This is a genomic window from Oceanospirillum maris DSM 6286 (genome assembly GCF_000422865.1).
GTDB classification, from domain to species: Bacteria; Pseudomonadota; Gammaproteobacteria; order Pseudomonadales; family Halomonadaceae; genus Oceanospirillum; species Oceanospirillum maris.
The window spans coordinates 128,302-149,965 of record NZ_AUGW01000008.1; the positions used below are offsets into that span (position 1 = coordinate 128,302).

The window sequence follows — 21,664 nt, forward strand, 5'->3', positions numbered from 1 at the left end:
CTTATTCCCAAAGTGATTATAACTTGAACTCATGACCGAGATAGACATCTCGAACCTGCTGGTTATCCATGATATTAGCGGCATCGCCCTCGGCTATAATTTGCCCTGCACTGACGATATAGGCTTTTTCACAGATATCCAAGGTTTCACGAACATTGTGGTCTGTAATGAGTACGCCAATGTTGCGAGCTTTAAGCTGACGAATAATCGACTTAATTTCATTGACAGAAATAGGGTCTACGCCAGCAAAAGGCTCATCCAGCAAGATAAAAGACGGTTCTGTTGCTAACGCTCTTGCGATCTCGACTCGACGCCTTTCCCCACCGGATAAACTCATACCTAAGCTTTTACGAATATGAGTAATGCTAAGTTCATTGAGTAAGCGCTCAAGATGGACTTTTTGCTCTTTTTTACTGAGCCCTTTACGGGTTTCTAAAATACCGAGAATATTATCTTCCACAGAGAGTTTGCGGAAAATAGAGGCTTCCTGGGGAAGATACCCCAGCCCTTTTTGTGCTCTGCCATGCATTGGTAATGGCGTGATATCTTCACCATCTAGGGTTACAAAGCCCGTATCAGAGCGCACAAGCCCCACAATCATATAGAAAGAGGTGGTTTTCCCTGCCCCGTTTGGCCCTAAAAGCCCAACAATCTGCCCTTGATTGACTTCAAGGCTAATGTCTTTAACAACCTGTCGCTTTTTATAGCTTTTGGCTAGATGTCCTGCTTTAAGGGTTTTCATCATGGAGCCTCATCACTGTTCGGAAACAGAATGATTTTGACGCGCCCTTCACCGTCTTGCCCTTTATCTTTTTTAGCGCTGTCTGCGTTTTGCTCTGCACGCTGTCCCCAGGCTTGAATGCGCTTAGTCTGCAGATGGTAAAGAATACGTTCACCGGTAAAGCGATCTTGTCCATTTTCCAGTTGAGCTTGACGGTTTAGATCGACTTGTTGAGCGTCAGTTAAATAGTCAATGCGCATGGCGTAAGCATGTACAACAGGATCATTTGTATTGGGCCTTTGCTGCATGTGTACGCGTTCTGACTGGCCTTCTGCGATAATTTTATCCATGCTGCCATCAGGTTTGCGGTAAACCGTTACCTTATGGGCTTTAACTTTTAAGCTGCCCTGCTCAATTTCAACGTTGCCTGTGTAAATCGCAAGGCCTTGATCAGGATTAAACTCAGCACTTTGAGCTAGTACGCTAATCGGTTGGTCGGCATCGGTGTCTAGTGCAAAGGCGCGAGGTGTGACTAATGCAAAAATAACGATTAAAACACCAAAAAAAAGCGTAAGCAGCATCGAGTTTACGCGGTTTTTCTCGCTGTTTCTGCTGTATGTGTGTGGCATGGTCAAAATCCTATAAGCTCCGATAAACCGCTGGTCAATTCAGCGAATGCAAATACATAAGTGAATATAAATACATAAGCGAATATAAAAACACGATAACGAATTACTCTGGGTCTAAGTTTAGCGTTTCTATCGGTGATATTTTTGTTTGGTAGCGCCCTTCTACCTGACTCTCTAATACGATGCGATTTGAGCTCATATCAACAAACAGGCCTACGGCATCTGTTGTGCCTTCAGGTGTGACGATGCGAATCGCTTGATCTGAAGACGCTTGGTTATTATCCATATCGATATTTAACTGTTCAGTTGTTAATTGCATCTGAATAGGGTTTGGATTCGCCGACTGTTTAGAAACCTGCTGTCCGATCTGCCAGACTATAACATTTTGATTTAATTGAAAATGACTGCCGTCACCTTCGAGTAATCCAGAATCACCCGAGGCTTTCCACAGAGGTGCTCCCGCATCGTTATAGCTTGTGATAACAGGTTTTTCCAATGCTGTTTCTTCGGTGCTAGGGTAGTGAAGAAGGCGCTCCGTTTTTAACGAGTGTACAAGAAGACCTTGCTCGTTAAATTCATTAAAGGTGCTATTGACCGTGTAGTAATCCGGCTCGGTTGGGGCGCTGGGTACGTCTGAAAAAAGGTCGAAAGATTGGGGGCGTTGAACATCTAAGAAATGTATCGCAAGCCCTAGAATAATTAAGCCCAATAAACTGATAAAACGTTTTTTCAGACGTGACCCAAATAGCATTGATTTAAAGCCCTAAAAGATAATGATCAATAGCATCTTGCAGTGTTCCCTGGGATTGCATAATAAAGTCGCAAACCTCTCTAACTGCGCCTTTACCACCATCACGAGTGGTACACATATCGGCATATTGCAGCATGTATTCCGGTGCATTCGGAACGGTAATACCAAGTCCCGCAGATCGAATGGCGGCTAAATCTGGCAGATCATCGCCGCAATAGGCAATTTGAGACCATTCCAGATTTTTACTCTCTTTTATCTCTTTTAAAACAACACGTTTGTCTTCGTGGCCCTGGAATAAAATTTTAATACCAAGGGCACCGGCCCGCTGTTCTACCATTTTGGAACTGCGGCCCGTGATAATAGCGACATCGACGCCACTAGCCTGTAACATTTTGATACCGTGGCCATCCAAGCTATTGAACACTTTGCTTTCACTGCCATTGGCATGAAAGATAAGGCTGCCATCCGTGAGCACACCGTCAACATCCAGCGCTAAAAGGCGAATCGCGCGAGCTTTATCTTTTGGTGTGACCGTCTTTGACATGGGAAACTCCTAATGGTTGGTGTTAAACAAGAAATAAATAAGACAAAACAATATTAATGATTAAATAACACCGGCACGCAGTAGGTCGTGCATATTTAGCGCACCGACTAACTTGCCTTCTTGATCAGAAACTAGCAAGGCATTGATTTTCTTCTGCTGCATAATCTCAACCGCTTCAGCGGCAAGTTGCTCCGCCATAACCGTTACCGGATTCTTGGTCATTACATCATCTACCTGTACCGTATGAATATCTAAACCTTGGTCTAGGGTTCGACGTAGGTCTCCATCGGTATAAATACCCAATAAATCACCGTGCTCTGATATGACACCAGCCATACCTAAGCCTTTTTGGCTAATTTCCAACAGTACTTTTTTCAGCACAGTGCCCGACTGAACCAAAGGCAAGCGATCACCGGAATGCATAATGTCGGATACTTTTAGCAGCAGCCTACGGCCAAGGGTGCCGCCGGGGTGAGAGAACGCAAAATCCTCTGGGCTAAACCCACGGGTTTCTAATAACGCTATCGCTAACGCATCGCCCATTACCAGTGCTGCTGTGGTACTGGATGTTGGCGCAAGGTCTAGCGGGCAAGCCTCTTGTTGAATATCAATAAACAGATGAGCATCAGAAAACTTAGCTAAGGTTGATGTCTTCGATCCTGTGATGCTAATAAGAGGAATTGCTAAGCGTTTTAGCAGGGGAAGCAAGGTAGTGACTTCCGATGTTTCACCGGAATTAGAAAGGGCAATCACGACATCCCCACGGATAATCATACCGAGATCACCGTGGCTAGCTTCACCGGGATGGACAAAAAATGCGGGTGTACCTGTTGAGGCTAGGGTGGCTGCAATTTTATTACCGATATGCCCAGACTTGCCCATACCAATAACGACGATACGGCCTTTACAGCTCAGCATGAGTTCGCAGGCGTTGACAAAATTATCGTCTAGGTGGATCGCTTGAGCGGCAACAGCTTCCGCTTCTAGTTTAAACGTACGCTGTGCAGAGGAGATGTAATCGTGCATGTTAAGCCCTCATTAAGCGGTGGCTGATAGATAAATCATATAAAGATAACCTAGATAAATAGCAGCGAAGATGCCGCCTTCTAAGCGATTAATCTTACCTTTCTTACGCATTGCAACGATGAAGATCGCAATCAAAAAGGTAAGGCCTGCCATTGTGGCGTAATCTCGACCCATGATGTCAGGGCCAATGGTTACGGTGGCAAAGAAGCCGGGTACAGGTAGTACCGCAAGTAGGTTGAAAATATTGGAGCCGACCACATTACCTATAGCGATCTCATGATGATTTTTGAGTGCGCTGGTTACACTGGCAGCAAGCTCTGGCAGGCTGGTACCAATGGCGACAATGGTTAAGCCGATAACAACATCGCTAACACCGAATGTGGTGGCGATATTGATGGCACCCCAGACCAATACTCGAGAGCTACCAATTAAAATAGCTAGGCCGATCAGCAGCCAGAAAATGGCTTTGGCCTGTGTCATGTCAGGAATCTCTTCCTCCTGATCGGCCATTGATTCTGCATCACCTTTGAATAGCCATAACAGGCTAGCAACAAGAGTGGTAACCAAAATAAAGGAATCCACAAGGGTGATCTCGCCATCAAGCATCACCGCCCCTGCTATTAGCGTGACACCGAGTAATAGCGGGATTTCCTTTCGCATCAACTTCATATTGATGGGCAAAGGCGCGATTAAAGCCGTTATACCTAAGACTAAACCAATGTTGGCAATGTTTGAGCCTAGCGCATTACCAACCGCTAAGCCTGGATTACCGCCGATGGCCGCAATGGCAGACACTAAGATTTCAGGGGCGGACGTACCAATGGACACAATCGTCATGCCTATCAGCATGGGGGACATGCCTAAATTACGGGCGGTTGCTGCTGCACCGGCAATAAAACGGTCTGCACTCCACACTAGAAGGGCTAAACCAATAATGAGGGCTGCAATCGAAAAGGGGATGGTTTCGGGAATCATAGGGCCTATTTTCTCTAGTGAGAAATATTTGTTGAGAAATATCTATTGAAAAAGTTGGTTGGCAATTAAAGGAGTTACTGCCTGCGAATGCAAGTCTGAAAATGAGAAAGCTGTATATAAGGATGAACAATTCACGATGAGATTTCATGGTCGTAGCGGGAATGCTATTCTGTATAGCCTTCTAGAAATCAGGGCTAATGCCTACAGTTGACAACGCTAATGCCTACAATTGACAACACTTTGATCGCATCATTTGATGGCATAAAGTGATCAGCTAAGAGATGCTGATTAATATGAAAGCTGTATTTTCTGGCCTTGTAAGGTACAGTTCAGCCTTTTATTGGCTTGCTTCTCTCGTTTAAGGTTCTTAATTGATATGTCTTCTGATACTGACAAGCTGGTTGAGATCAATGGGCTATCATTTCGCCGTGATAAACGGGCGATTTTCTCAGATCTCAGTCTCCAGATTCCCAAGGGCAAGATTACTGCCATTATGGGGCCAAGTGGAACAGGAAAAACCACGTTATTGCGTTTAATTGGTGGACAGCTTAAGCCTGACCAAGGTTCTGTGGTGGTGGACGGTTACTCGGTGCCTGATCTAGGTCGTAAAGAACTGTTTAGTCTTCGTCAGCGTATGGGGATGTTATTTCAAAGTGGTGCTTTATTTTCAGAATTAAGTGTTTATGAGAACGTAGCCTTTCCTCTACGTGTACACACTAATTTACCTGAAGACATGATCCGTGATCTTGTGCTTATCAAACTAGAGTCGGTTGGTCTTAGGGGTGCCCGTGACCTGATGCCGTCAGAGCTATCCGGCGGAATGGGGCGACGTGTTGCACTGGCAAGAGCCATTGCCCTTGATCCCGAATTGATGATGTACGACGAACCATTTGTCGGCCAAGATCCGATTACACTTGGGGTGCTTGTAAAACTGATACGCCAACTGAATGATGCTCTCAATATGACGACCGTTTTGGTCTCCCATGATATTGATGAGTGCTTGAGTATTGCCGATCATGTTTGTGTGCTCAGCGGTGGGAAAGTTTTAGTGCAAGGGAGTCCTGAGGCGATCATGAAAAGTGATCTGGCGGAGGTTAAGCAATTTATTCAAGGTCTGCCGGATGGCCCTGTGCCTTTTCGGTATCCTGCTGAGGACTTTGCACTGGATATCTTATCGGCAACACCTTTGAGGACAAAACCGTAATGCTGGATCTATTACAACAAGTGGGACATCGCATTCTTTCGATTGTTGGCGGCTTAGGGCGCTCGGCTCAGTTGTTGCTGGCGGCTTTGCTTGGGTTAGGTTACGTACTAAAAAACTTTCGCCTTTTAGTTAAGCAAATTTATGTCACCGGTGTGCTATCGATTGCGATTATTAGTGTATCTGGTTTGTTTATCGGTATGGTTTTAGGGTTGCAAGGCTACTCGATTCTGGTTGATTTTGGCGCGGAAGATGCCCTTGGGCAGATGGTCGCTCTAACATTACTTCGAGAACTAAGCCCTGTTGTTGCAGCATTGCTTTTTGCAGGCCGAGCCGGCTCCGCGTTGACCGCTGAAATTGGCTTAATGAAAGCGACCGAGCAGCTCGCCAGCATGGAGATGATCGGTGTTGATCCTGTGAAACGGATTATTGCACCTCGATTGTATGCTGGCATTATTTCGTTACCGCTGTTGTGCATTCTGTTCAGCATTATTGGTGTATGGGGCGGCATGTTGGTTGGGGTTGAATGGCTTGGCGTATTTGACGGCTCCTATTGGGGCAATATGCAGGCATCGGTTAATTTTACTCATGATGTTCTAAACGGCGTGATCAAAAGTATTGTTTTTGCTTTTGTTATCACTTGGATTGCGGTATTTCAGGGATACGATCTTGAGCCGACCTCAGAGGGCATCAGTCGAGCGACTACAAAAACAGTTGTGCACGGCTCCTTGGCGGTTCTGGGGCTTGATTTTATTTTGACGGCTTTAATGTTTGGGGATTTTTAAGATGACAACTCGCTGGATAGAAATCAGTGTCGGTGGCTTTGTGATTGCAGCGGCATTTTCATTGCTGTTGTTAGCTTTTAAAGTCAGCGGTTTAAACTTTAACGCCGATGATGACAGTACTTATACCGTTTATGCGCACTTTAACAATGTGGGTGGGTTGAAGCCTAGAGCCAAAGTAACGATGGCTGGTGTTAATATTGGGCGCGTATCTTCGATCGAGATAGATCCCCAGTGGTACGATGCAAAAGTGACGCTACGCATTGATAACAGCATGCGTAATAAACTTTCTGCGGATACCACAGCAATGATTCTGACTTCAGGCCTACTGGGCGAAAACTATATTGGTATTGTGGTGGGCGCTGAAGAAGAGATGCTTGCGGATGGCGGTGAAATTCGTGACACTCAACCGGCTCTTGTGCTTGAAGACTTGATTGGTAAGTTTTTGTCTAGCATGGGAAAAGAGTAATTTTTTCGCTGTAAGCTCGTAAGTTTCGCCGCAAGCTTGTAAATAAAGATAAACACGCTTGATAAAACAGGATGTCAAAGGGTAGTCATATGCTTAAACAGCGTTTTACGTTTCGTTTTCTAACTCTTTTTTTGCTGTCGTTGATGATTATTACGCCGGTTAGGGCAGAAACTGAAGTCCCTAAAGACGTAATCACCCGTACTGCCAATGAACTGCTAGGGATTATCGGAGAAGCTCGCGGTTATTATGACACTGATCCTCAGCGTTTTTATGACAAGGTAGAAGCGATTTTAGAGCCGTCCATCGATATGCGCCGATTTGCAGCGGGTGTTATGGCGAAGTACTACCGTGTTGCAGATGCAGACCAGCGTAAGCGTTTTCTTGAAGTCTTTAAAGGCAGCATGATTCGTACTTATGCTAAAGGGTTGCTGGCATTTTCAAATGAAGAAATTCGGGTTTTAGACCCTAAAGCACCTTCCCGTGACCCAGACCGAGATACGGTTGAGATGGAAGTCATTGCTGTTGATGGTACGGTTTATCCTATTATCTATGCCATGCGTAAAGGCAAAGACAATCAATGGCGTATTACTAATGTCACCGTTAACGGCATTAACCTTGGGTTAACTTTTCGCAATCAGTTTGATAGCGCCATGCAGGCCCATAACCGTAACTTTGATTATGTGATTGAGAACTGGCTGAAAAGTGAGTCGGCTTCTGTTGTTTCTGAAGGCAAAGTTAGCGAGGTTGTATCAGAATGAACCCGAACTCAAAAGCGGATGTAATTGTACAGAGTGATGGCGTATTGCGGGTTCAGGGTGATCTTAATTTTACGACGGTTCTTGGTGTTCGCCGTACAGGCGAAAAGTTGATTGCCAATGCGACCGGTAGCATTGAGGTCGATTTTTCCGGTGTACATGACTCCGGTAGTGCAGCCGTTTCTTTAATTATGTGTTGGCTTCGTGCCGCTTGTCGGGCGGATAAATCGATCTGTTTTACGGGCCTTCCTGATTTGTTAAAACGGATTATTGCTGTTTCAGGGTTGTCAGAACATCTCGCCTTTGATCAGCCGCATCATTGCCAATAAATCACTGTAAAAAAATCATATCTTAAATGATTCGGGCAAAAATCGCCTTTTGCCGTCTTTTCTAATAATATTACCCCCCTTAGATTTATTGAGCGCGTTTCACTAAGACAACAGCGCTTCACTCAAACGCGGAGACAAAGATGCAAGCCAGCGAATTGCAAAATATTTTAGAAAGCAAACTGACTGATTGCGACGTAATTGTACAAGGTGATGATGGTCGTCATTTTGAAATTATTGTTATCGGAGAGGTTTTTGCCTCTTTGAACCCCGTTAAAAAGCAGCAATATGTATATTCCGGCCTGAATGAATTGATTGCGTCCGGTGATGTTCATGCGGTACAAATCCGCACATTTACGACCGAACAATGGAAAGATGCTGAACAGCTCCGTGTGGGTTAATCGCATTGCTATTAGGTTGATCGCACCGCTATTAGGTTAATCACATAGCTTGTCGGTTAATCGTACATACAATCATTACGGATCGCAGATGGATAAACTACTTATTACCGGAAGTCGCCCACTTGATGGCGACATCCGTATTTCTGGCGCAAAAAACTCAGCGCTACCCATTTTGGCTGCAACGTTGCTTGCTGAAGGCCCTGTTCGTATCGGCAATTTGCCTCATTTGCACGATATTACCACCATGATTGAGCTGTTAAGCTGCATGGGAATTGAGCCTGTCGTTGATGAGAAAATGCGTATTGAAATTGATGCGCGTACCATCCGTAACTGCCATGCGCCGTATGATCTTGTTCGCACCATGCGGGCGTCTATTTTGGTGCTTGGCCCTCTTCTCGCTCACTTTGGTGAAGCACAGGTTTCCTTGCCCGGTGGCTGCGCCATTGGCAGTCGTCCTGTGGATCTGCATATTCGTGGTTTAGAAGCGATGGGAGCGGATATACTGGTCGAAGAAGGTTATATTAAAGCTAAGGTTAATGGTCGCCTTAAAGGTGCTCATATCTTGTTCGATACGGTCACGGTAACCGGCACAGAAAACATTCTGATGGCGGCTTGTTTAGCGGATGGTCGCTCGGTTATTAAAAATGCAGCCCAAGAGCCTGAAGTTATTGATCTGGCGGAATGCCTTATCGCGATGGGTGCAAACATTACTGGCTATGGCACAGAAACTATCATCGTAGAGGGTGTTGAGAAGTTGCACGGTTGCGAACACAATGTGGTTGCTGACCGTATTGAAACCGGCACTTATTTAGTTGCCGCAGCGGCATCGCGGGGACGCATTCGCGTTAAAGATACCCGTGCTGATATTCTAGATTCTGTTTTGATCAAACTAGAAGAAGCTGGCGCTCATATTATAACGGGCTCAGGTTTTATTGAGTTGGATATGAAAGGCAATCGCCCTAAAGCGGTTAATCTTCGTACTGCGCCTTATCCTGCGTTCCCAACCGATATGCAAGCGCAATTTGTTGCGATGAATGCCGTGGCAGAAGGCACCTCTCAAGTAACAGAAACGATTTTTGAAAATCGTTATATGCACGTTCAAGAGATGCTGCGCATGGGCGCTAAAATTGATGTTCAAGGTAATACGGCGATCATTACCGGTGTTGAGCGTCTGCAAGGTGCCCCAGTGATGGCCACCGATCTTCGTGCTTCAGCAAGTCTTGTTATTGCCGGTATTGTTGCTGATGGCGATACCCTAGTAGACCGTATTTACCATATTGACCGAGGCTACGAGTGTATTGAAGAAAAGATGCAACTTTTAGGTGCTAAGATCCGTCGAATCCCAAGCTAATAGGTTTTGTTTTTAACTATGTCTCAATCGTCGCAAGAGCCGCAACAGGCACAAGAAGAGCAGCCACAACAGCTGATTATAGCCCTGTCAAAAGGGCGCATTTTGGATGAAACCCTGCCGCTTTTTGAGCAGGCCGGTATTTATCCATTAGAAGACGTGCGTAAAAGCCGTAAACTAATTTTTGATACCAATCTAGATCACGTCAAACTGATCATTATCCGTGCCACTGATGTGCCGACTTACGTTGAGCTAGGGGCAGCGGATATGGGTGTATCTGGCAAAGATGTTCTCATGGAACATGGAGCCAAAGGTATCTACGAGCCACTTGATCTGAATATTGCTCGCTGTCGCCTAATGACTGCTGGCATGAAAGGCCAAGAGCGCCCAGAAGGTCGTATCCGCGTTGCCACCAAGTTTATCAACGTTGCCAAACGCTATTACGCCGAACAGGGCGTTCAGGTTGACCTAATCAAGCTGTATGGTGGTATGGAACTCGCACCGATTATGGATCTAGCGGACGAGATTGTAGATATCGTTGATACGGGCAATACGCTAAAAGCTAACGGCCTTGAAGCCCGTGAAGATATTGCTGGCATTAGTACCCGACTGGTGGTTAGTCAGGGCGCTATGAAAATGAAACATCGATTGATCCAGCCGATTATTGAGCAACTGCAAGCCGCCGTTCGCTCTTAAGGATAAGGAGAGTAGACCAAGCCCTTTGGTATGCTCCCTAATCTGCTCATTTATCTTTGTATTGATAAAACCGGAAACCTCTATGTCATCTAACGTCTCTGTAAAACGTCTTATTTCGTCACAAGCGGATTTTTCTCAACAGCTTGATACCTTGCTTGCCTGGGAATCCGTATCGGATACTGCGGTTAACCAAACGGTTACTGATATTTTGCATCAGGTGAGAACCCGTGGTGATCAGGCTGTGATGGACTTTACAGAACGTTTTGACCATCTCCATGTGGATGATTTTTCCGCACTTGAAATGAGTAAAGAGCGATTGCAACAGGCTCTTGATGGCCTACCAAAGGAGCAACGTACCGCCCTTGAACAAGCCTCAGAGCGTGTGCGTCGTTACCATGAGAAACAGGTGCAGGGTTCTTGGAATTACACCGAAGAGGATGGCACCTTGCTAGGTCAGCAAGTGATGCCGATGGATCGGGTGGGTGTTTACGTTCCTGGCGGTAAAGCGGCTTATCCGTCCTCTGTTTTGATGAATACAATTCCTGCAAAAGTTGCGGGCGTAAAAGAGATCATCATGGTTGTGCCGACACCAAAAGGCGAGCTTAACGAGCTGGTTTTAGCGGCGGCGTGTATCTCTGGTGTTGATCGTGTCTTTACCATTGGTGGTGCTCAAGCAGTTGCCGCTTTAGCTTACGGTACAGAAACGGTTCCCCGTGTGGATAAGATCGTTGGGCCTGGCAATATTTTTGTCGCCACCGCTAAGCGTATGGTTTTTGGTGCCGTTGGTATCGATATGATCGCAGGGCCATCAGAAATTCTGGTGGTTTGTGATGGTAAAACAGATCCAGACTGGATCGCTATGGATCTGTTTTCTCAGGCAGAACACGATGAAGATGCTCAGCCGATTCTGGTCAGCTGGGATAAAACCTTTATTGATCAGGTTGATGTGAGTATTCAAAAGCTGATGCCAACACTCGAGCGTGAGTCGATTATTCGTGTCTCTATGGCAGAGCGTGCCGCACTGATTGAAGTTAAAGATTTGGATGAAGCGATTACTGTTGCCAATCGTATTGCCCCAGAACACTTAGAGTTGTCGATTGAAGACCCTCTGGCGGTGGTTGAGCAAATACGTCACGCAGGAGCTATCTTTATGGGTCGTTACACGGCAGAAGCCTTGGGCGATTACTGTGCTGGGCCAAATCACGTATTACCAACATCCGGTACTGCTCGCTTCTCCTCACCGCTTGGGGTGTATGACTTTCAGAAACGCTCATCGTTGATTATGTGTTCCGCGGAGGGCGCTTCTGAACTGGGTAAAGTGGCGTCTATTTTGGCCCGAGGTGAAAGCTTAACCGCACACGCCCGATCCGCCGAGTATCGTATTAAAGACTGACCACGAAAAGTTTAACTGATAAAAAGTCTTCTACTCAAAAACCGACCCCGTGTCGGTTTTTGTTTTTTTGCTTATGAGCGATTGGCTATCCAACCCCCAAGGATGACCAGAATTAAGGCCAGTAGCAGCACTGAACTCCATTGGCTGATACCAGCGATGACCAGACTCAAGGCGGTGATCAAAGGTGCCGCAAAGCTGGATATTGCTAATAGAGATCGATTGCCTTTCTTCATACCAATATCCCAAAGATAGAAAGCTCCACCTACGGGGCCTAAGCCCAATAAAATAGCCCCGATAACTTCGCTGGCCTTAAGATTCCAAGCACTGGTTTCAAGGCATAGGTGCGCCACTAAAGAGAGTAACGCAACGGCTAGCGACAGCCAGCCGATATCATCGGCGCTACCTTTATTTTTTGACAAACTCCATGAGTAACTTGACCAGATAAAGGCGCAGCTAATGGCAAGGCTATAACCGATAAGGTGGTCGTTCGTGATTCCTAACGCTCCCAAATCCTTACCCTGTAATATCACAAGACTGACTCCAATAAAGCCGAGTAGACCGCCTAGCAGGGCTTTAAGCCGCGCCTCAGCCTTTGCGACAAAAAACGTTAGCAGCAAAGGCCAGAGGTAAACAATAAGGCTTACTTGAATAGCAGGGGCAAATTTAAGTGCCATAAAGTAGCAAAAGTGAAAGCCAAATAACCCTATTATGCCGAAAAGCCATTGTTTGTAGCCGAGGCTTGGCGGTGAAAAAAGTGCTTCTTTGATCAATATACGCTTAACAAAGAGTAACCCTGCTGATATCGAAAAACAGATAAACAGTAACTGAAAGGCGGGTATTTGAGCTGTTAATGTGCCTAATAGTGCTAAAGCACCCCACATAAGAATAGCGACTAAACCAATAAACGTTGGCATTAGGGTTCCTTGATATGAATAAATTACCGCTATTCTAAAAGATATTAAGCAAGCAAAATGTGCTGAAAAGCTGCTTTATATGACCAGAAGGATGACATGCAAGGTAGAGAAAGGCAGAGAAGAGAAAGGCAGGGCTGGGTAAGGAAAATCAGCTTGAACGGTAGGACTTTGGAGGCTGCCCCCAATAAATAGAAAACCTTCGACTAAATGCAGACGCATCTTTATAACCCACCTGCTCAGCAATTAAGCCAATGGGCGTATCACTATGAGTCAATAATGCCCTTGCTTTATCCATACGTAATTTTAGCAGATATTGCTGGGGAGACTGCCCCGTAACCTGTGCAAACAGGTGCTTAAAATGGCTTAAACTTAAACATGCATGATGAGCCAGTTGTTGCAGGTTAATCGTTTGACTCAAGTCTTGGTTGAGCCGTTGAATCGCCGCGTTGATACGATTATCAAGATGCTGGTAACTTTCTTGCTGACCCAGTAGTTGAAAAAAAATAGCCCCCATGTGCCGTTCAATTTTAAGGTCCACTTGGTGGTTAAGCTGATGCTCTGCGAACAGGCAGAAGCTATAGAAGTGTTCCGATAGCGTCAGAAATTGGTTGTTACGGCCTTGAAAAACATCCGGTAATCGGTCTAAATCAGCCACCAAAAAGCGAGAGTGCTCATGGGCTGCAAAAAAATGTTCCTGCTGAGGATAAATAAAAATGCCTTGCTTGACTGCCACATCCGGTTTGCTAAAAACAAGGTTGTCGACGGGATGTTGATTGCCAGTAGCGTTGACTTGATTGCCAATAGTGTTGACAGAGAGTGGTGCAATGCCTATCTGTATTTTCCCATGCAGCGGAATGACAACTTGGCCATAGTCGTGGCGATGGCTGCGGGGCTTCAGGTTGTAAGAGCGAATGGATAATCTGGATTGGATTGTAAACAAGGTCTTGATCATTTTCTCGAATATCGATTTTAACATGATTGTCTGGAGCCATTTTTCCCCGTTCGATTAGCATAGAGGTTGAATGCTAGGCTAGCAACTTCATCTGTATCTTCGGCGTATATTCACACGCCATGATCTGACATTAATAAAAAAGGCCCTGATGCCATATCAGAGCCTTCTTTTTATCCTATCTCATCTAGCCTGTATCTGTGCTGTTTAGTATTAGCGATGGAAATAGTCTTAGTGACGGAAATGACGCATACCCGTAAAGACCATCGCCATGCCATGCTCGTCTGCGGCATCGATTACTTCTTGGTCACGCATAGAACCGCCCGGTTGAATAACCGCGCTGATGCCCGCTTTTGCTGCGGCATCAATACCATCACGGAATGGGAAGAAGGCATCCGATGCCATAACAGAGCCAGGTACTTCTAGACCCTCATCTCCCGCTTTAATACCCGCAATTTTAGCACTGTAAACACGGCTCATTTGGCCGGCACCCACGCCAATGGTTTGGCCATTTTTAACGTAAACAATCGCGTTAGATTTAACAAATTTAGCCACTTTCCAAGCAAAGGCCAGATCACACATTTGCTCTTCAGTTGGGGCTTTTTGGGTGACAACTTTCAGGTCTTCATTCGTTACCATACCCAGATCACGATCCTGAACCAGCAGGCCACCATTAACACGTTTGTAGTCAAGGCTATGATCACGCTCACCGGGCCAATTATCACCGCAATCTAACAGACGAACATTGGGCTTGCTTGCTACGATTTCATTGGCAGCCGCAGAAACTCCCGGTGCGATGATCACTTCAACAAACTGACGATCAACAATCGCCTGTGCGGTTTCAGCATCCAATGGACGGTTAAAGGCGATAATGCCACCGAAGGCTGAGGTTGGGTCAGTTTGGAAGGCTAGTTCGTAGGCTTGTAGCGGGTTTTCCGCAATAGCGACACCGCATGGGTTCGCGTGCTTAACGATGACACAGGCGGGTTCAACAAAGGATTTTACACACTCAAAAGCTGAGTCGGTATCCGCCACATTGTTGAAGGATAGTTCTTTACCTTGCAGCTGCTTCGCAGTAGAAACACTAGCTTCAATGGGGTTCTGTTCCACATAAAAAGCGGCTTTTTGATGTGGGTTTTCACCGTAGCGCATCTCTTGCTTTTTCATGTACTGTACATTGTAAGTGCGGGCAAAATCTTCACTACCACCTTCAACTAGGCGGCCAAAGTAGTTGGCGATCATACCGTCATAGTTAGAGGTGTGCTCAAAGGCTTTGATTGCTAGGTCAAAGCGAGTTTTCTGCTCAACGGCACCTTCGTTAGCATCCATATCCGCCAGCACACGGCTGTAATCGTTAACATCAACCACGATGGTGACAAATGCGTGGTTTTTCGCTGTGGAGCGCACCATGGTTGGGCCGCCAATGTCGATATTCTCTACTGCCATTTCTAGTGTACAGTCATCACGGGCGATGGTTGCTTCAAACGGGTATAAGTTAACGGCAACAAGATCGATACCTTGGATATCGTTTTCTGCCATAACGGTATCATCTTGACCACGTCGCGCCAAAATACCACCGTGAATTTTAGGGTGCAGTGTTTTAACACGACCGTCCATCATCTCTGGAAAACCGGTGTAGTCAGAGACTTCAACCGCAGGCACGCCCTGCTCTTTTAGCAGCTTGTAAGTTCCGCCGGTTGATAGGATTTCAACACCACGATCAGACAATGATTGGGCAAATTCGACAACGCCAGCTTTATCCGAAACACTGATTAAGGCCCGGCGAATGGGGAGGTTTTGTGCTTTGGTAGACGTTTTGGCAGACGTTTGGGCAGACATAGTATGCTCTTCTTTCTCAAAGGGTGGTAAGACAACAGAAATAGCAGAGGGTATGGAAACCTGCCATTTTGATTAAAAAAGGTTGTTCAAAGCAGACCTAAAGCAGGCCGTAGGTTTTTAGTTTTTTACGCAAAGTACCACGGTTTAGGCCAAGAATCTCAGAGGCCTGACTTTGATTATCATTGGTGTACCGCATCACAGCCTCAAGCAGCGGCAGCTCTACTTCAGCTAAAACCATCTGGTATAAGTTGGTGGCAGGTTGGCCGTCTAGATGGGTGAAGTAGTTACTCATCGCATCTTCAACACTGCTACGAAGAGTACGATTGTGAGTGGTTTCTGCAGAGACTTCTGGTGTATTGCTGGAGATATCCATTGATCAGGTTCTTATCTGTAACGGGCAGGCATTAAGCAGTGCGTGCCACAGGGTTAGTCCAATCATTTAACCGGCTGGGTTCGAGTATAAAACGGTGAATCGCATCTTGTTGCGCTTCAGGTTGCTCCAGCTGATTGAAGTAGCGGCGAAATGAGGCCCCTGCTTCCTGAGTACCTAAGTACCAGTTAACGTGTTTTCGGGCGATACGAACGCCCATCAATTCGCCATAAAATGCATAAAGTGCTGTTAAATGGCGGCTCAGTATCTGATGCCGTGTGGCTGAATCTGGATCAGGCAGATGTTGGCCTGTTTCCAAATAGTGGGCTATTTGTTGGAATATCCACGGACGCCCCTGGGCTGCTCGGCCTATCATTACCGCATCCGCGTTGGTGTAATCCATAACATAGCGGGCTTTTTCCGACGATGTAATATCACCATTGGCGAATACCGGAATTTGGATCTCCTGCTTAATACGGGCAATTGTGTCGTATTCTGCATCACCTTTATAGGCATCCGCTCGGGTTCGGCCATGAACCGCTAAGGCTTGAATGCCACAATCTTCTGCAATTTTGGCAATAGTTACACCATTACGGTTATCTCGATCCCAGCCAGTACGTATTTTCAACGTGACAGGAATATCCACAGCCTCAACAACCGCTTTAAGAATATCGGCAACCAATTGTTCATCTTTTAATAGTGCTGATCCTGCGGCTTTGTTGCAGACTTTTTTAGCAGGGCAGCCCATATTAATGTCGATAATCTGCGCGCCCTGCTCTGCATTCATCCGAGCGGCTTCCGCCAGCATACCAGGATCACCACCGGCAATTTGAACGGATCTAGGCTCTTCTTCGCCTTGGTGATTCAGTCTCAGTTGAGATTTACGGGTATTCCATAGCGTAATATCAGAGGTCACCATTTCAGACACCACAAGCCCAGCTCCCATCTCACGACACAGCTGTCGAAAGGGGCGGTCGGTAACGCCTGCCATAGGAGCAAGTATAACCGGTGACTTAAGAGTGTAAGGGCCAATGTTAATCATGGTTAACCGTAAAAGTAAGAAAAATGGTGCAATGCCACCAAAGAGGTGGTGAGACGATGGCCAAGATGCGGCCAGCATCTTGTAAGCTGCACCAAATGGGCATATTGAGGGGCGCTAATGATACTAGGAATCTTGCGGGTGTAAAGTCGAAGAGGGCTAAATGTGATTAAAAAATAGACATTACCTTAACCTTTATCGTTTCGATCACTATTGCCAAAAAAAGCCCTGTACCAAATTTGTTCATGTACAGGGCTTAGCTTCGCGAGAAAAGCAAAAGAAGATATAGGCTAAACTGCCTCTAGCACTATCTAACTCATTACATAACAGCCATACATAGCCGCTATCTAATTACACAACACCCTGTTCTATCATGGCATCTGCAACACGACGGAAACCCGCAATATTGGCACCTAAGACAAGGTTGTGGGGTTGACCAAACTCCTTCGCTGTTTCACTACAGCGCTGGTGAATATCATGCATGATCTCTTTCAATCGAGTTTCAACTTGTTCAAAGGAAAGCTGCTGCATGCTGGCATTTTGACTCATTTCTAATTGACTGGTTGCCACACCGCCAGCATTGGCTGCCTTACCGGGGCCGTAATGAATTTTATTGCGTAGGAATACTTCAACGGCTTCAGGTGTCGACGGCATATTGGCCCCTTCACTAATGCAATTACAGCCATTAGTCATTAAAGCTTTGGCATCGGCTTCAGTCAGCTCATTTTGAGTGGCGCAAGGGAAGCCCGCATCCGCTTTATAGCGCCATACCGCATGGCCATCTTCAGGATAGTCTTTAACCGGCACAAACTCCGCATGGGGATACTGCTCAAGATAGTTTTGCAGAGAAACTCGCTTCTGTTCTTTTAGCTCTTTTAGATGAGCAAGATTAATGCCTTTTGCATCATATAACGTGCCAGATGAATCACTGGCACTAACCGGTAGGGCACCCAGCTGATAGAGCTTCTCAATGGTGTAAATCGCAACATTACCAGCACCAGAAACTAAGCAGGTTTTACCTTTAAGATCATCACCCTGTGACTTCAGCATATTTTCTGCAAAGAAAACACAACCATAGCCCGTGGCTTCTTTACGCACAAGTGAACCACCCCAAAGCGTACCTTTGCCCGTTAGCACGCCTTCATAGCGACCGGTAAGGCGCTTATATTGACCAAACATATAACCAATTTCGCGGGCACCAACACCGATATCACCGGCGGGTACATCCGTTGTTGGGCCGATATGGCGGTAAAGCTCCGACATATACGATTGGCAGAAACGCATGATTTCGTTATCAGAGCGCCCTTTCGGATCAAAGTTGGAACCGCCTTTACCACCGCCAATTTGCAGCCCGGTTAACGCATTTTTGAAAATTTGCTCAAAGCCTAGAAACTTAATAATACTGGCGTTAACGGAAGGGTGAAAACGAAGACCGCCTTTGTAAGGGCCTAGGGCAGAGTTGAACTCAATACGGTAGCCTTTGTTGATATGAATTTCACCGTTGTCATCAACCCATGGCACACGAAACATAATTTGTCGTTCAGGCTCTACCATACGTTCAATAATGTGGTTCTTACGGTAGTGAGGGCTTTTTTCCAGTAAGGGTTCCAGTGATTCTAAGACTTCCTCTACGGCTTGATAAAACTCGGACTGGGCAGGGCTAGAGGCCATTAGGCCTGTGATTGTATTGTGGATATATGGCATGGATTTCCTCGGTTAGTATGCATGACGGATTGTTGTTTTGCCTGTGACTTAATACAGGTTATTTATAATTTTTGGGTCTTATTTATGGTGTTGACTGTCTAGGATAAGGTCGAATAATAAAGAAATGTATACTGGATGCGCAATGCTCCAAAAGTGGGCGTATAGTGTTTTTTATTAGTGCGCATCGTTAAATTGCCGATTTTCAGGGCTTTTTAGTGTTTTATTATAGTGCGATATAGGCTTCTTACTGTTCTCAAATGGTGCAATGCTGCTAAATAGGTTTATTTAGAATAATATTCAGACGTGTGTTTTTGGAGGGTAGAGATATGCAGAACTATGTCCAAGGACTAGAAAGGAAAGGCGTAGAAGCTTGATATGGCATAGAGATATGTTTTGAAACTATCGGTCTGCCGCTGGGAAATAGAGAACAGTAAAATTACTCAGATCCTGTATTTTCTCTTCAATTGGCAGTGTTAAGGCAACGGGCAGGTCTGGCGGTAGGATATGATCCGCGAAAGGTTTACCTCTTAGATACTGATCTGGCTGATAAAGGTGTTCGGCAACAACCCTTCCTGTACTACTGCGCAGTTCTACGAGAATAGCGGGAAATGGCAGCGCTACTTTTCCAGGATTATTAAGCAGGAGATCTGCAAATAGCTGAGTATTGTTTTGAATGATCTCTGTTTGCGTGGCTTCTAAGGAGTCAAAATCTGAGGGTAAAAAGTGGTCGCAGCTGCTTAATTCGCAAAGTGCTTCTGCAAAGCCTGCAAACCCCGGCGACTGGCTTAAACTACGGGTATTACTCCAGAGTAGTAGGAGTACTACGGCTACGATTGCAGCGGCAGCCGTTGCCGGAATCCACGGCAAGCCATTGGCCAATATATTATCTTTTTGCAGCTTTGGTTTTTTAGGCTGTGGTGTATCTGGCTCAGCATTAAAATGAATATTATTGTTGAGGGTTGATGTTCCATCATTTCTATCCGCTTTAAGGCTGATGCTTGATGCTTGTTGTTTCTTTCTAGATGCTTTTTGAGCACGGCGTGCTGCTTGTTGTGCTTTTACTCGTTGTGCTTCTATTTCTAGTTGTTCTTCTATTTGTCGCTTTTCTTCTTCTGACTGAGGCTTTTCTTCTGGCTGAGGCTTTTCTTCTGGCTGGGGCTCTTCTTCTAGCTGAGGCTCTGGCGCTACCGCAATCCCAAAATCCTGTTCATGGTTGTATTCATGGCTAAGCTCATCACCGTTATGCTCAGGGTATTCATCATAATCTTGCTCATAGCCGGTGTTAGAGTCTGCTTGAAACTGCCCATACTCATCATCAGGTGCATGGTTAGGCTTATGGGGTTGTTTCTGGGAGGAAGGTATAGGCTCTTGAACCGTATCTTGAATAGATTCTGAGTAAAGGGGAGGCTCTTGATCGTATTCATGGCGAGGTTCTGGCTCTGAGTTAAACAAGGGCCATTGAGAGACCGATAACGATGCTGGGTTGCTTTCCAATGTCTCTTCTAAGGTAAACAAATGCGTTGATGCATTAAAGATTTTCTTGCAGCTTCCGCAACGAACGGCACCATAAGCTTGTTCTAGTTCAGCTTCTGAAATGGAGAAAATCGTTGAGCAGTAAGGGCAGTGAGTTAGCCGGTCATCCATCATCGGGTTATCTATGTTCCAGCAAGAGTCTTAGGTGCATCATAAAAGTCTATAAGCAAACAGGCAATCACAGAATAAAACGGATTGCCTGTTTTTAATAGCGTATTACTCGTTTTAATCGCCTATTGAATCATGGGTGTTAACGGTCTTGATTTTAGGTCTTAAGATAATGATACCCTAAAATTGAATCTTCTAAGATTGAACTTTAATGGCACTTAGGCAAACCCATTCTTCTTTTTGAGCTACTGGGGCAAAATTAAACCACGGGGCATAGGCGGCCATAACATCATCCGCTTGGTGAGCAAGAATACCTGATAAGACTAAATGACCTTGATCACGGATAAGTGCTGCCAGTGTTGGCGCAAGATCAATTAATGGCCCCGCCAAAATATTAGCCAACATAAGATCGGCCTGAACATCACCAATCTTTCCAGGATAAAACACATCAAAACTTTCAGCGGGTAGACTATTGCGATCAGTGTTTTCACGGGTGGCAATTAATGCCTGTGGATCGTTATCAACGCCATAGGCTTTTTCTGCGCCGAGCAACAAAGCGGCTACACCCAAAATACCAGATCCACAGCCATAATCGATAACGGTTTGCCCGCTAACATCATGTTTATCAAGCCATTGTAGGCACATAAAGGTGGTTGGGTGAGTCCCTGTCCCAAAAGCGAGACCTGGGTCGAGTACAAGGTTTGTTGCTTCTGGATTCGGGGCTTCTTTCCAGCTTGGGCAGATCCAAAGGCGCTCGCCCACTTGGATGGGATGGAAGTTTTCCATCCACTCTCGTTCCCAGTCTTTATCTTCAAGAATTTCAATACGTGGCGATGGAAAAGCTTGATCAGGGAATACCTCAGCCCAGCCATTTTGCAGCGCTTCAACCATGGCTTTGCTATCTTGCTCAGCATCAAAAAGGCCAGTAATGCGTGTTTGCTGCCATAGAGGGGTGGTGCCTCGGATCGGTTCAAATAAGGGTTGGTCTTCACCGTCTTCTAGAGTGACCGCATTAGCACCTGCTGCCAGTAGCACGTCTTCCAACACTTCAGCGTGGGCTGGGTTGGTATCCATTTTGATTTGAAGCCAAGGCATGAAAGATCTCCGAATAACAGCAGTAAAGCTATGTTGTATAACATCCGTGAATCTATGTTGTATTGGTAAGCTAAACTCAACGGATGGATAAGATTG

At 45.7% G+C, this 21,664-nt stretch carries 23 protein-coding genes; 9 read left to right on the forward strand and 14 right to left on the reverse strand.

Translation table 11 applies throughout. From position 1 onward, the window contains the following. Positions 1–16 precede the first annotated feature (16 nt). From lptB to G517_RS0103490, 6 genes are all read right to left on the reverse strand, one after another. A complete protein-coding gene (gene lptB, locus G517_RS0103465) occupies positions 17–742 on the reverse strand; it encodes an LPS export ABC transporter ATP-binding protein (protein WP_028303246.1) in 726 nt (241 codons plus the stop codon). Continuing rightward, entirely contained in the window at positions 742–1,350 is a 609-nt protein-coding gene (gene lptA / locus G517_RS0103470) for a lipopolysaccharide transport periplasmic protein LptA (protein WP_028303247.1), read from the reverse strand. Before lptA ends, lptB begins: the two co-directional genes overlap by 1 nt. A gap of 103 nt (positions 1,351–1,453) precedes the next feature. Further along, positions 1,454–2,101 carry an LPS export ABC transporter periplasmic protein LptC gene (gene lptC, locus G517_RS0103475; protein WP_028303248.1) on the reverse strand — a complete coding sequence of 216 codons (648 nt, stop codon included), beginning with the start codon at positions 2,099–2,101 and terminating at the stop codon, positions 1,454–1,456. Between the two features lie 4 nt (positions 2,102–2,105). Next, on the reverse strand, positions 2,106–2,645 hold the full coding sequence (locus G517_RS0103480; protein ID WP_028303249.1) for a KdsC family phosphatase: 540 nt from the start codon (positions 2,643–2,645) through the stop codon (positions 2,106–2,108). Between the two features lie 60 nt (positions 2,646–2,705). Beyond that, positions 2,706–3,671, reverse strand: coding sequence for a KpsF/GutQ family sugar-phosphate isomerase (locus G517_RS0103485; protein WP_028303250.1), 966 nt, complete (start codon positions 3,669–3,671; stop codon positions 2,706–2,708). A gap of 12 nt (positions 3,672–3,683) precedes the next feature. Then, positions 3,684–4,646, reverse strand: a complete 963-nt coding sequence (locus G517_RS0103490) for a calcium/sodium antiporter (protein ID WP_036590264.1) — start codon at positions 4,644–4,646, stop codon at positions 3,684–3,686. Between the two features lie 376 nt (positions 4,647–5,022). On the opposite strand from G517_RS0103490, the gene G517_RS0103495 reads away from it, so the two are divergent. The 9 genes from G517_RS0103495 to hisD all read left to right on the forward strand — a co-directional run bounded on the left by G517_RS0103495 (position 5,023) and on the right by hisD (position 12,017). After that, the gene (locus G517_RS0103495) at positions 5,023–5,850 is read left to right on the forward strand and encodes an ABC transporter ATP-binding protein (protein WP_028303252.1); all 828 of its coding nucleotides are present in this window, start codon (positions 5,023–5,025) and stop codon (positions 5,848–5,850) included. Continuing rightward, positions 5,850–6,632, forward strand: a complete 783-nt coding sequence (mlaE, locus tag G517_RS0103500) for a lipid asymmetry maintenance ABC transporter permease subunit MlaE (protein WP_028303253.1) — start codon at positions 5,850–5,852, stop codon at positions 6,630–6,632. The genes G517_RS0103495 and mlaE overlap by 1 nt, the downstream gene beginning before the upstream one ends. 1 nt (position 6,633) lies before the next feature. After that, entirely contained in the window at positions 6,634–7,098 is a 465-nt protein-coding gene (mlaD, locus tag G517_RS0103505; protein WP_028303254.1) for an outer membrane lipid asymmetry maintenance protein MlaD, read from the forward strand. Positions 7,099–7,187: 89 nt separating this feature from the next. After that, positions 7,188–7,856, forward strand: coding sequence for an MlaC/ttg2D family ABC transporter substrate-binding protein (locus tag G517_RS17605; protein WP_051205977.1), 669 nt, complete (start codon positions 7,188–7,190; stop codon positions 7,854–7,856). Further along, a complete protein-coding gene (locus G517_RS0103515) occupies positions 7,853–8,182 on the forward strand; it encodes an STAS domain-containing protein (RefSeq protein WP_051205979.1) in 330 nt (109 codons plus the stop codon). The genes G517_RS17605 and G517_RS0103515 overlap by 4 nt, the downstream gene beginning before the upstream one ends. A 140-nt stretch (positions 8,183–8,322) precedes the next feature. Beyond that, positions 8,323–8,580, forward strand: coding sequence for a BolA family protein (locus G517_RS0103520; protein WP_028303256.1), 258 nt, complete (start codon positions 8,323–8,325; stop codon positions 8,578–8,580). Between the two features lie 88 nt (positions 8,581–8,668). After that, complete coding sequence (murA, locus tag G517_RS0103525; RefSeq protein WP_028303257.1) at positions 8,669–9,931, forward strand: UDP-N-acetylglucosamine 1-carboxyvinyltransferase; 1,263 nt, start codon at positions 8,669–8,671, stop codon at positions 9,929–9,931. A gap of 18 nt (positions 9,932–9,949) precedes the next feature. Beyond that, positions 9,950–10,624, forward strand: a complete 675-nt coding sequence (hisG, locus tag G517_RS0103530; protein WP_051205981.1) for an ATP phosphoribosyltransferase — start codon at positions 9,950–9,952, stop codon at positions 10,622–10,624. Between the two features lie 82 nt (positions 10,625–10,706). Beyond that, positions 10,707–12,017 carry a histidinol dehydrogenase gene (gene hisD, locus G517_RS0103535; protein WP_028303259.1) on the forward strand — a complete coding sequence of 437 codons (1,311 nt, stop codon included), beginning with the start codon at positions 10,707–10,709 and terminating at the stop codon, positions 12,015–12,017. Between the two features lie 71 nt (positions 12,018–12,088). Here the strand turns inward: hisD and G517_RS0103540 are convergent, their stop codons facing one another. From G517_RS0103540 to prmA, 8 genes are all read right to left on the reverse strand, one after another. Then, a complete protein-coding gene (locus G517_RS0103540) occupies positions 12,089–12,931 on the reverse strand; it encodes an EamA family transporter (RefSeq protein ID WP_028303260.1) in 843 nt (280 codons plus the stop codon). Between the two features lie 148 nt (positions 12,932–13,079). Continuing rightward, complete coding sequence (locus G517_RS0103545; protein WP_051205982.1) at positions 13,080–13,907, reverse strand: helix-turn-helix domain-containing protein; 828 nt, start codon at positions 13,905–13,907, stop codon at positions 13,080–13,082. A 204-nt stretch (positions 13,908–14,111) separates the two neighbouring features. Continuing rightward, positions 14,112–15,719: a bifunctional phosphoribosylaminoimidazolecarboxamide formyltransferase/IMP cyclohydrolase gene (gene purH / locus G517_RS0103550; RefSeq protein ID WP_028303262.1), complete on the reverse strand. Its 1,608-nt coding sequence runs from the start codon at positions 15,717–15,719 to the stop codon at positions 14,112–14,114. A gap of 97 nt (positions 15,720–15,816) precedes the next feature. Next, positions 15,817–16,092, reverse strand: a complete 276-nt coding sequence (gene fis / locus G517_RS0103555) for a DNA-binding transcriptional regulator Fis (protein WP_028303263.1) — start codon at positions 16,090–16,092, stop codon at positions 15,817–15,819. Positions 16,093–16,123: 31 nt separating this feature from the next. Then, positions 16,124–17,131: a tRNA dihydrouridine synthase DusB gene (dusB, locus tag G517_RS0103560; protein ID WP_028303264.1), complete on the reverse strand. Its 1,008-nt coding sequence runs from the start codon at positions 17,129–17,131 to the stop codon at positions 16,124–16,126. A gap of 348 nt (positions 17,132–17,479) precedes the next feature. Beyond that, positions 17,480–18,832, reverse strand: coding sequence for an NADP-specific glutamate dehydrogenase (gdhA, locus tag G517_RS0103565; RefSeq protein WP_028303265.1), 1,353 nt, complete (start codon positions 18,830–18,832; stop codon positions 17,480–17,482). A 399-nt stretch (positions 18,833–19,231) separates the two neighbouring features. After that, entirely contained in the window at positions 19,232–20,479 is a 1,248-nt protein-coding gene (locus G517_RS0103570; protein ID WP_028303266.1) for a DUF3426 domain-containing protein, read from the reverse strand. Positions 20,480–20,668: 189 nt separating this feature from the next. Beyond that, positions 20,669–21,568, reverse strand: coding sequence for a 50S ribosomal protein L11 methyltransferase (gene prmA / locus G517_RS0103575; protein ID WP_028303267.1), 900 nt, complete (start codon positions 21,566–21,568; stop codon positions 20,669–20,671). Positions 21,569–21,664 lie beyond the last annotated feature (96 nt).

Coding starts and splice junctions, on each gene's coding strand:
- lptB (WP_028303246.1), bottom strand. CDS start 742: ATGAAAACCCTTAAAGCAGGACATCTAGCCAAAAGCTATAAAAAGCGA.
- lptA (WP_028303247.1), bottom strand. CDS start 1,350: ATGCCACACACATACAGCAGAAACAGCGAGAAAAACCGCGTAAACTCG.
- lptC (WP_028303248.1), bottom strand. CDS start 2,101: ATGCTATTTGGGTCACGTCTGAAAAAACGTTTTATCAGTTTATTGGGC.
- G517_RS0103480 (WP_028303249.1), bottom strand. CDS start 2,645: ATGTCAAAGACGGTCACACCAAAAGATAAAGCTCGCGCGATTCGCCTT.
- G517_RS0103485 (WP_028303250.1), bottom strand. CDS start 3,671: ATGCACGATTACATCTCCTCTGCACAGCGTACGTTTAAACTAGAAGCG.
- G517_RS0103490 (WP_036590264.1), bottom strand. CDS start 4,646: ATGATTCCCGAAACCATCCCCTTTTCGATTGCAGCCCTCATTATTGGT.
- G517_RS0103495 (WP_028303252.1), top strand. CDS start 5,023: ATGTCTTCTGATACTGACAAGCTGGTTGAGATCAATGGGCTATCATTT.
- mlaE (WP_028303253.1), top strand. CDS start 5,850: ATGCTGGATCTATTACAACAAGTGGGACATCGCATTCTTTCGATTGTT.
- mlaD (WP_028303254.1), top strand. CDS start 6,634: ATGACAACTCGCTGGATAGAAATCAGTGTCGGTGGCTTTGTGATTGCA.
- G517_RS17605 (WP_051205977.1), top strand. CDS start 7,188: ATGCTTAAACAGCGTTTTACGTTTCGTTTTCTAACTCTTTTTTTGCTG.
- G517_RS0103515 (WP_051205979.1), top strand. CDS start 7,853: ATGAACCCGAACTCAAAAGCGGATGTAATTGTACAGAGTGATGGCGTA.
- G517_RS0103520 (WP_028303256.1), top strand. CDS start 8,323: ATGCAAGCCAGCGAATTGCAAAATATTTTAGAAAGCAAACTGACTGAT.
- murA (WP_028303257.1), top strand. CDS start 8,669: ATGGATAAACTACTTATTACCGGAAGTCGCCCACTTGATGGCGACATC.
- hisG (WP_051205981.1), top strand. CDS start 9,950: ATGTCTCAATCGTCGCAAGAGCCGCAACAGGCACAAGAAGAGCAGCCA.
- hisD (WP_028303259.1), top strand. CDS start 10,707: ATGTCATCTAACGTCTCTGTAAAACGTCTTATTTCGTCACAAGCGGAT.
- G517_RS0103540 (WP_028303260.1), bottom strand. CDS start 12,931: ATGCCAACGTTTATTGGTTTAGTCGCTATTCTTATGTGGGGTGCTTTA.
- G517_RS0103545 (WP_051205982.1), bottom strand. CDS start 13,907: ATGTTAAAATCGATATTCGAGAAAATGATCAAGACCTTGTTTACAATC.
- purH (WP_028303262.1), bottom strand. CDS start 15,719: ATGTCTGCCCAAACGTCTGCCAAAACGTCTACCAAAGCACAAAACCTC.
- fis (WP_028303263.1), bottom strand. CDS start 16,092: ATGGATATCTCCAGCAATACACCAGAAGTCTCTGCAGAAACCACTCAC.
- dusB (WP_028303264.1), bottom strand. CDS start 17,131: ATGATTAACATTGGCCCTTACACTCTTAAGTCACCGGTTATACTTGCT.
- gdhA (WP_028303265.1), bottom strand. CDS start 18,832: ATGCCATATATCCACAATACAATCACAGGCCTAATGGCCTCTAGCCCT.
- G517_RS0103570 (WP_028303266.1), bottom strand. CDS start 20,479: ATGATGGATGACCGGCTAACTCACTGCCCTTACTGCTCAACGATTTTC.
- prmA (WP_028303267.1), bottom strand. CDS start 21,568: ATGCCTTGGCTTCAAATCAAAATGGATACCAACCCAGCCCACGCTGAA.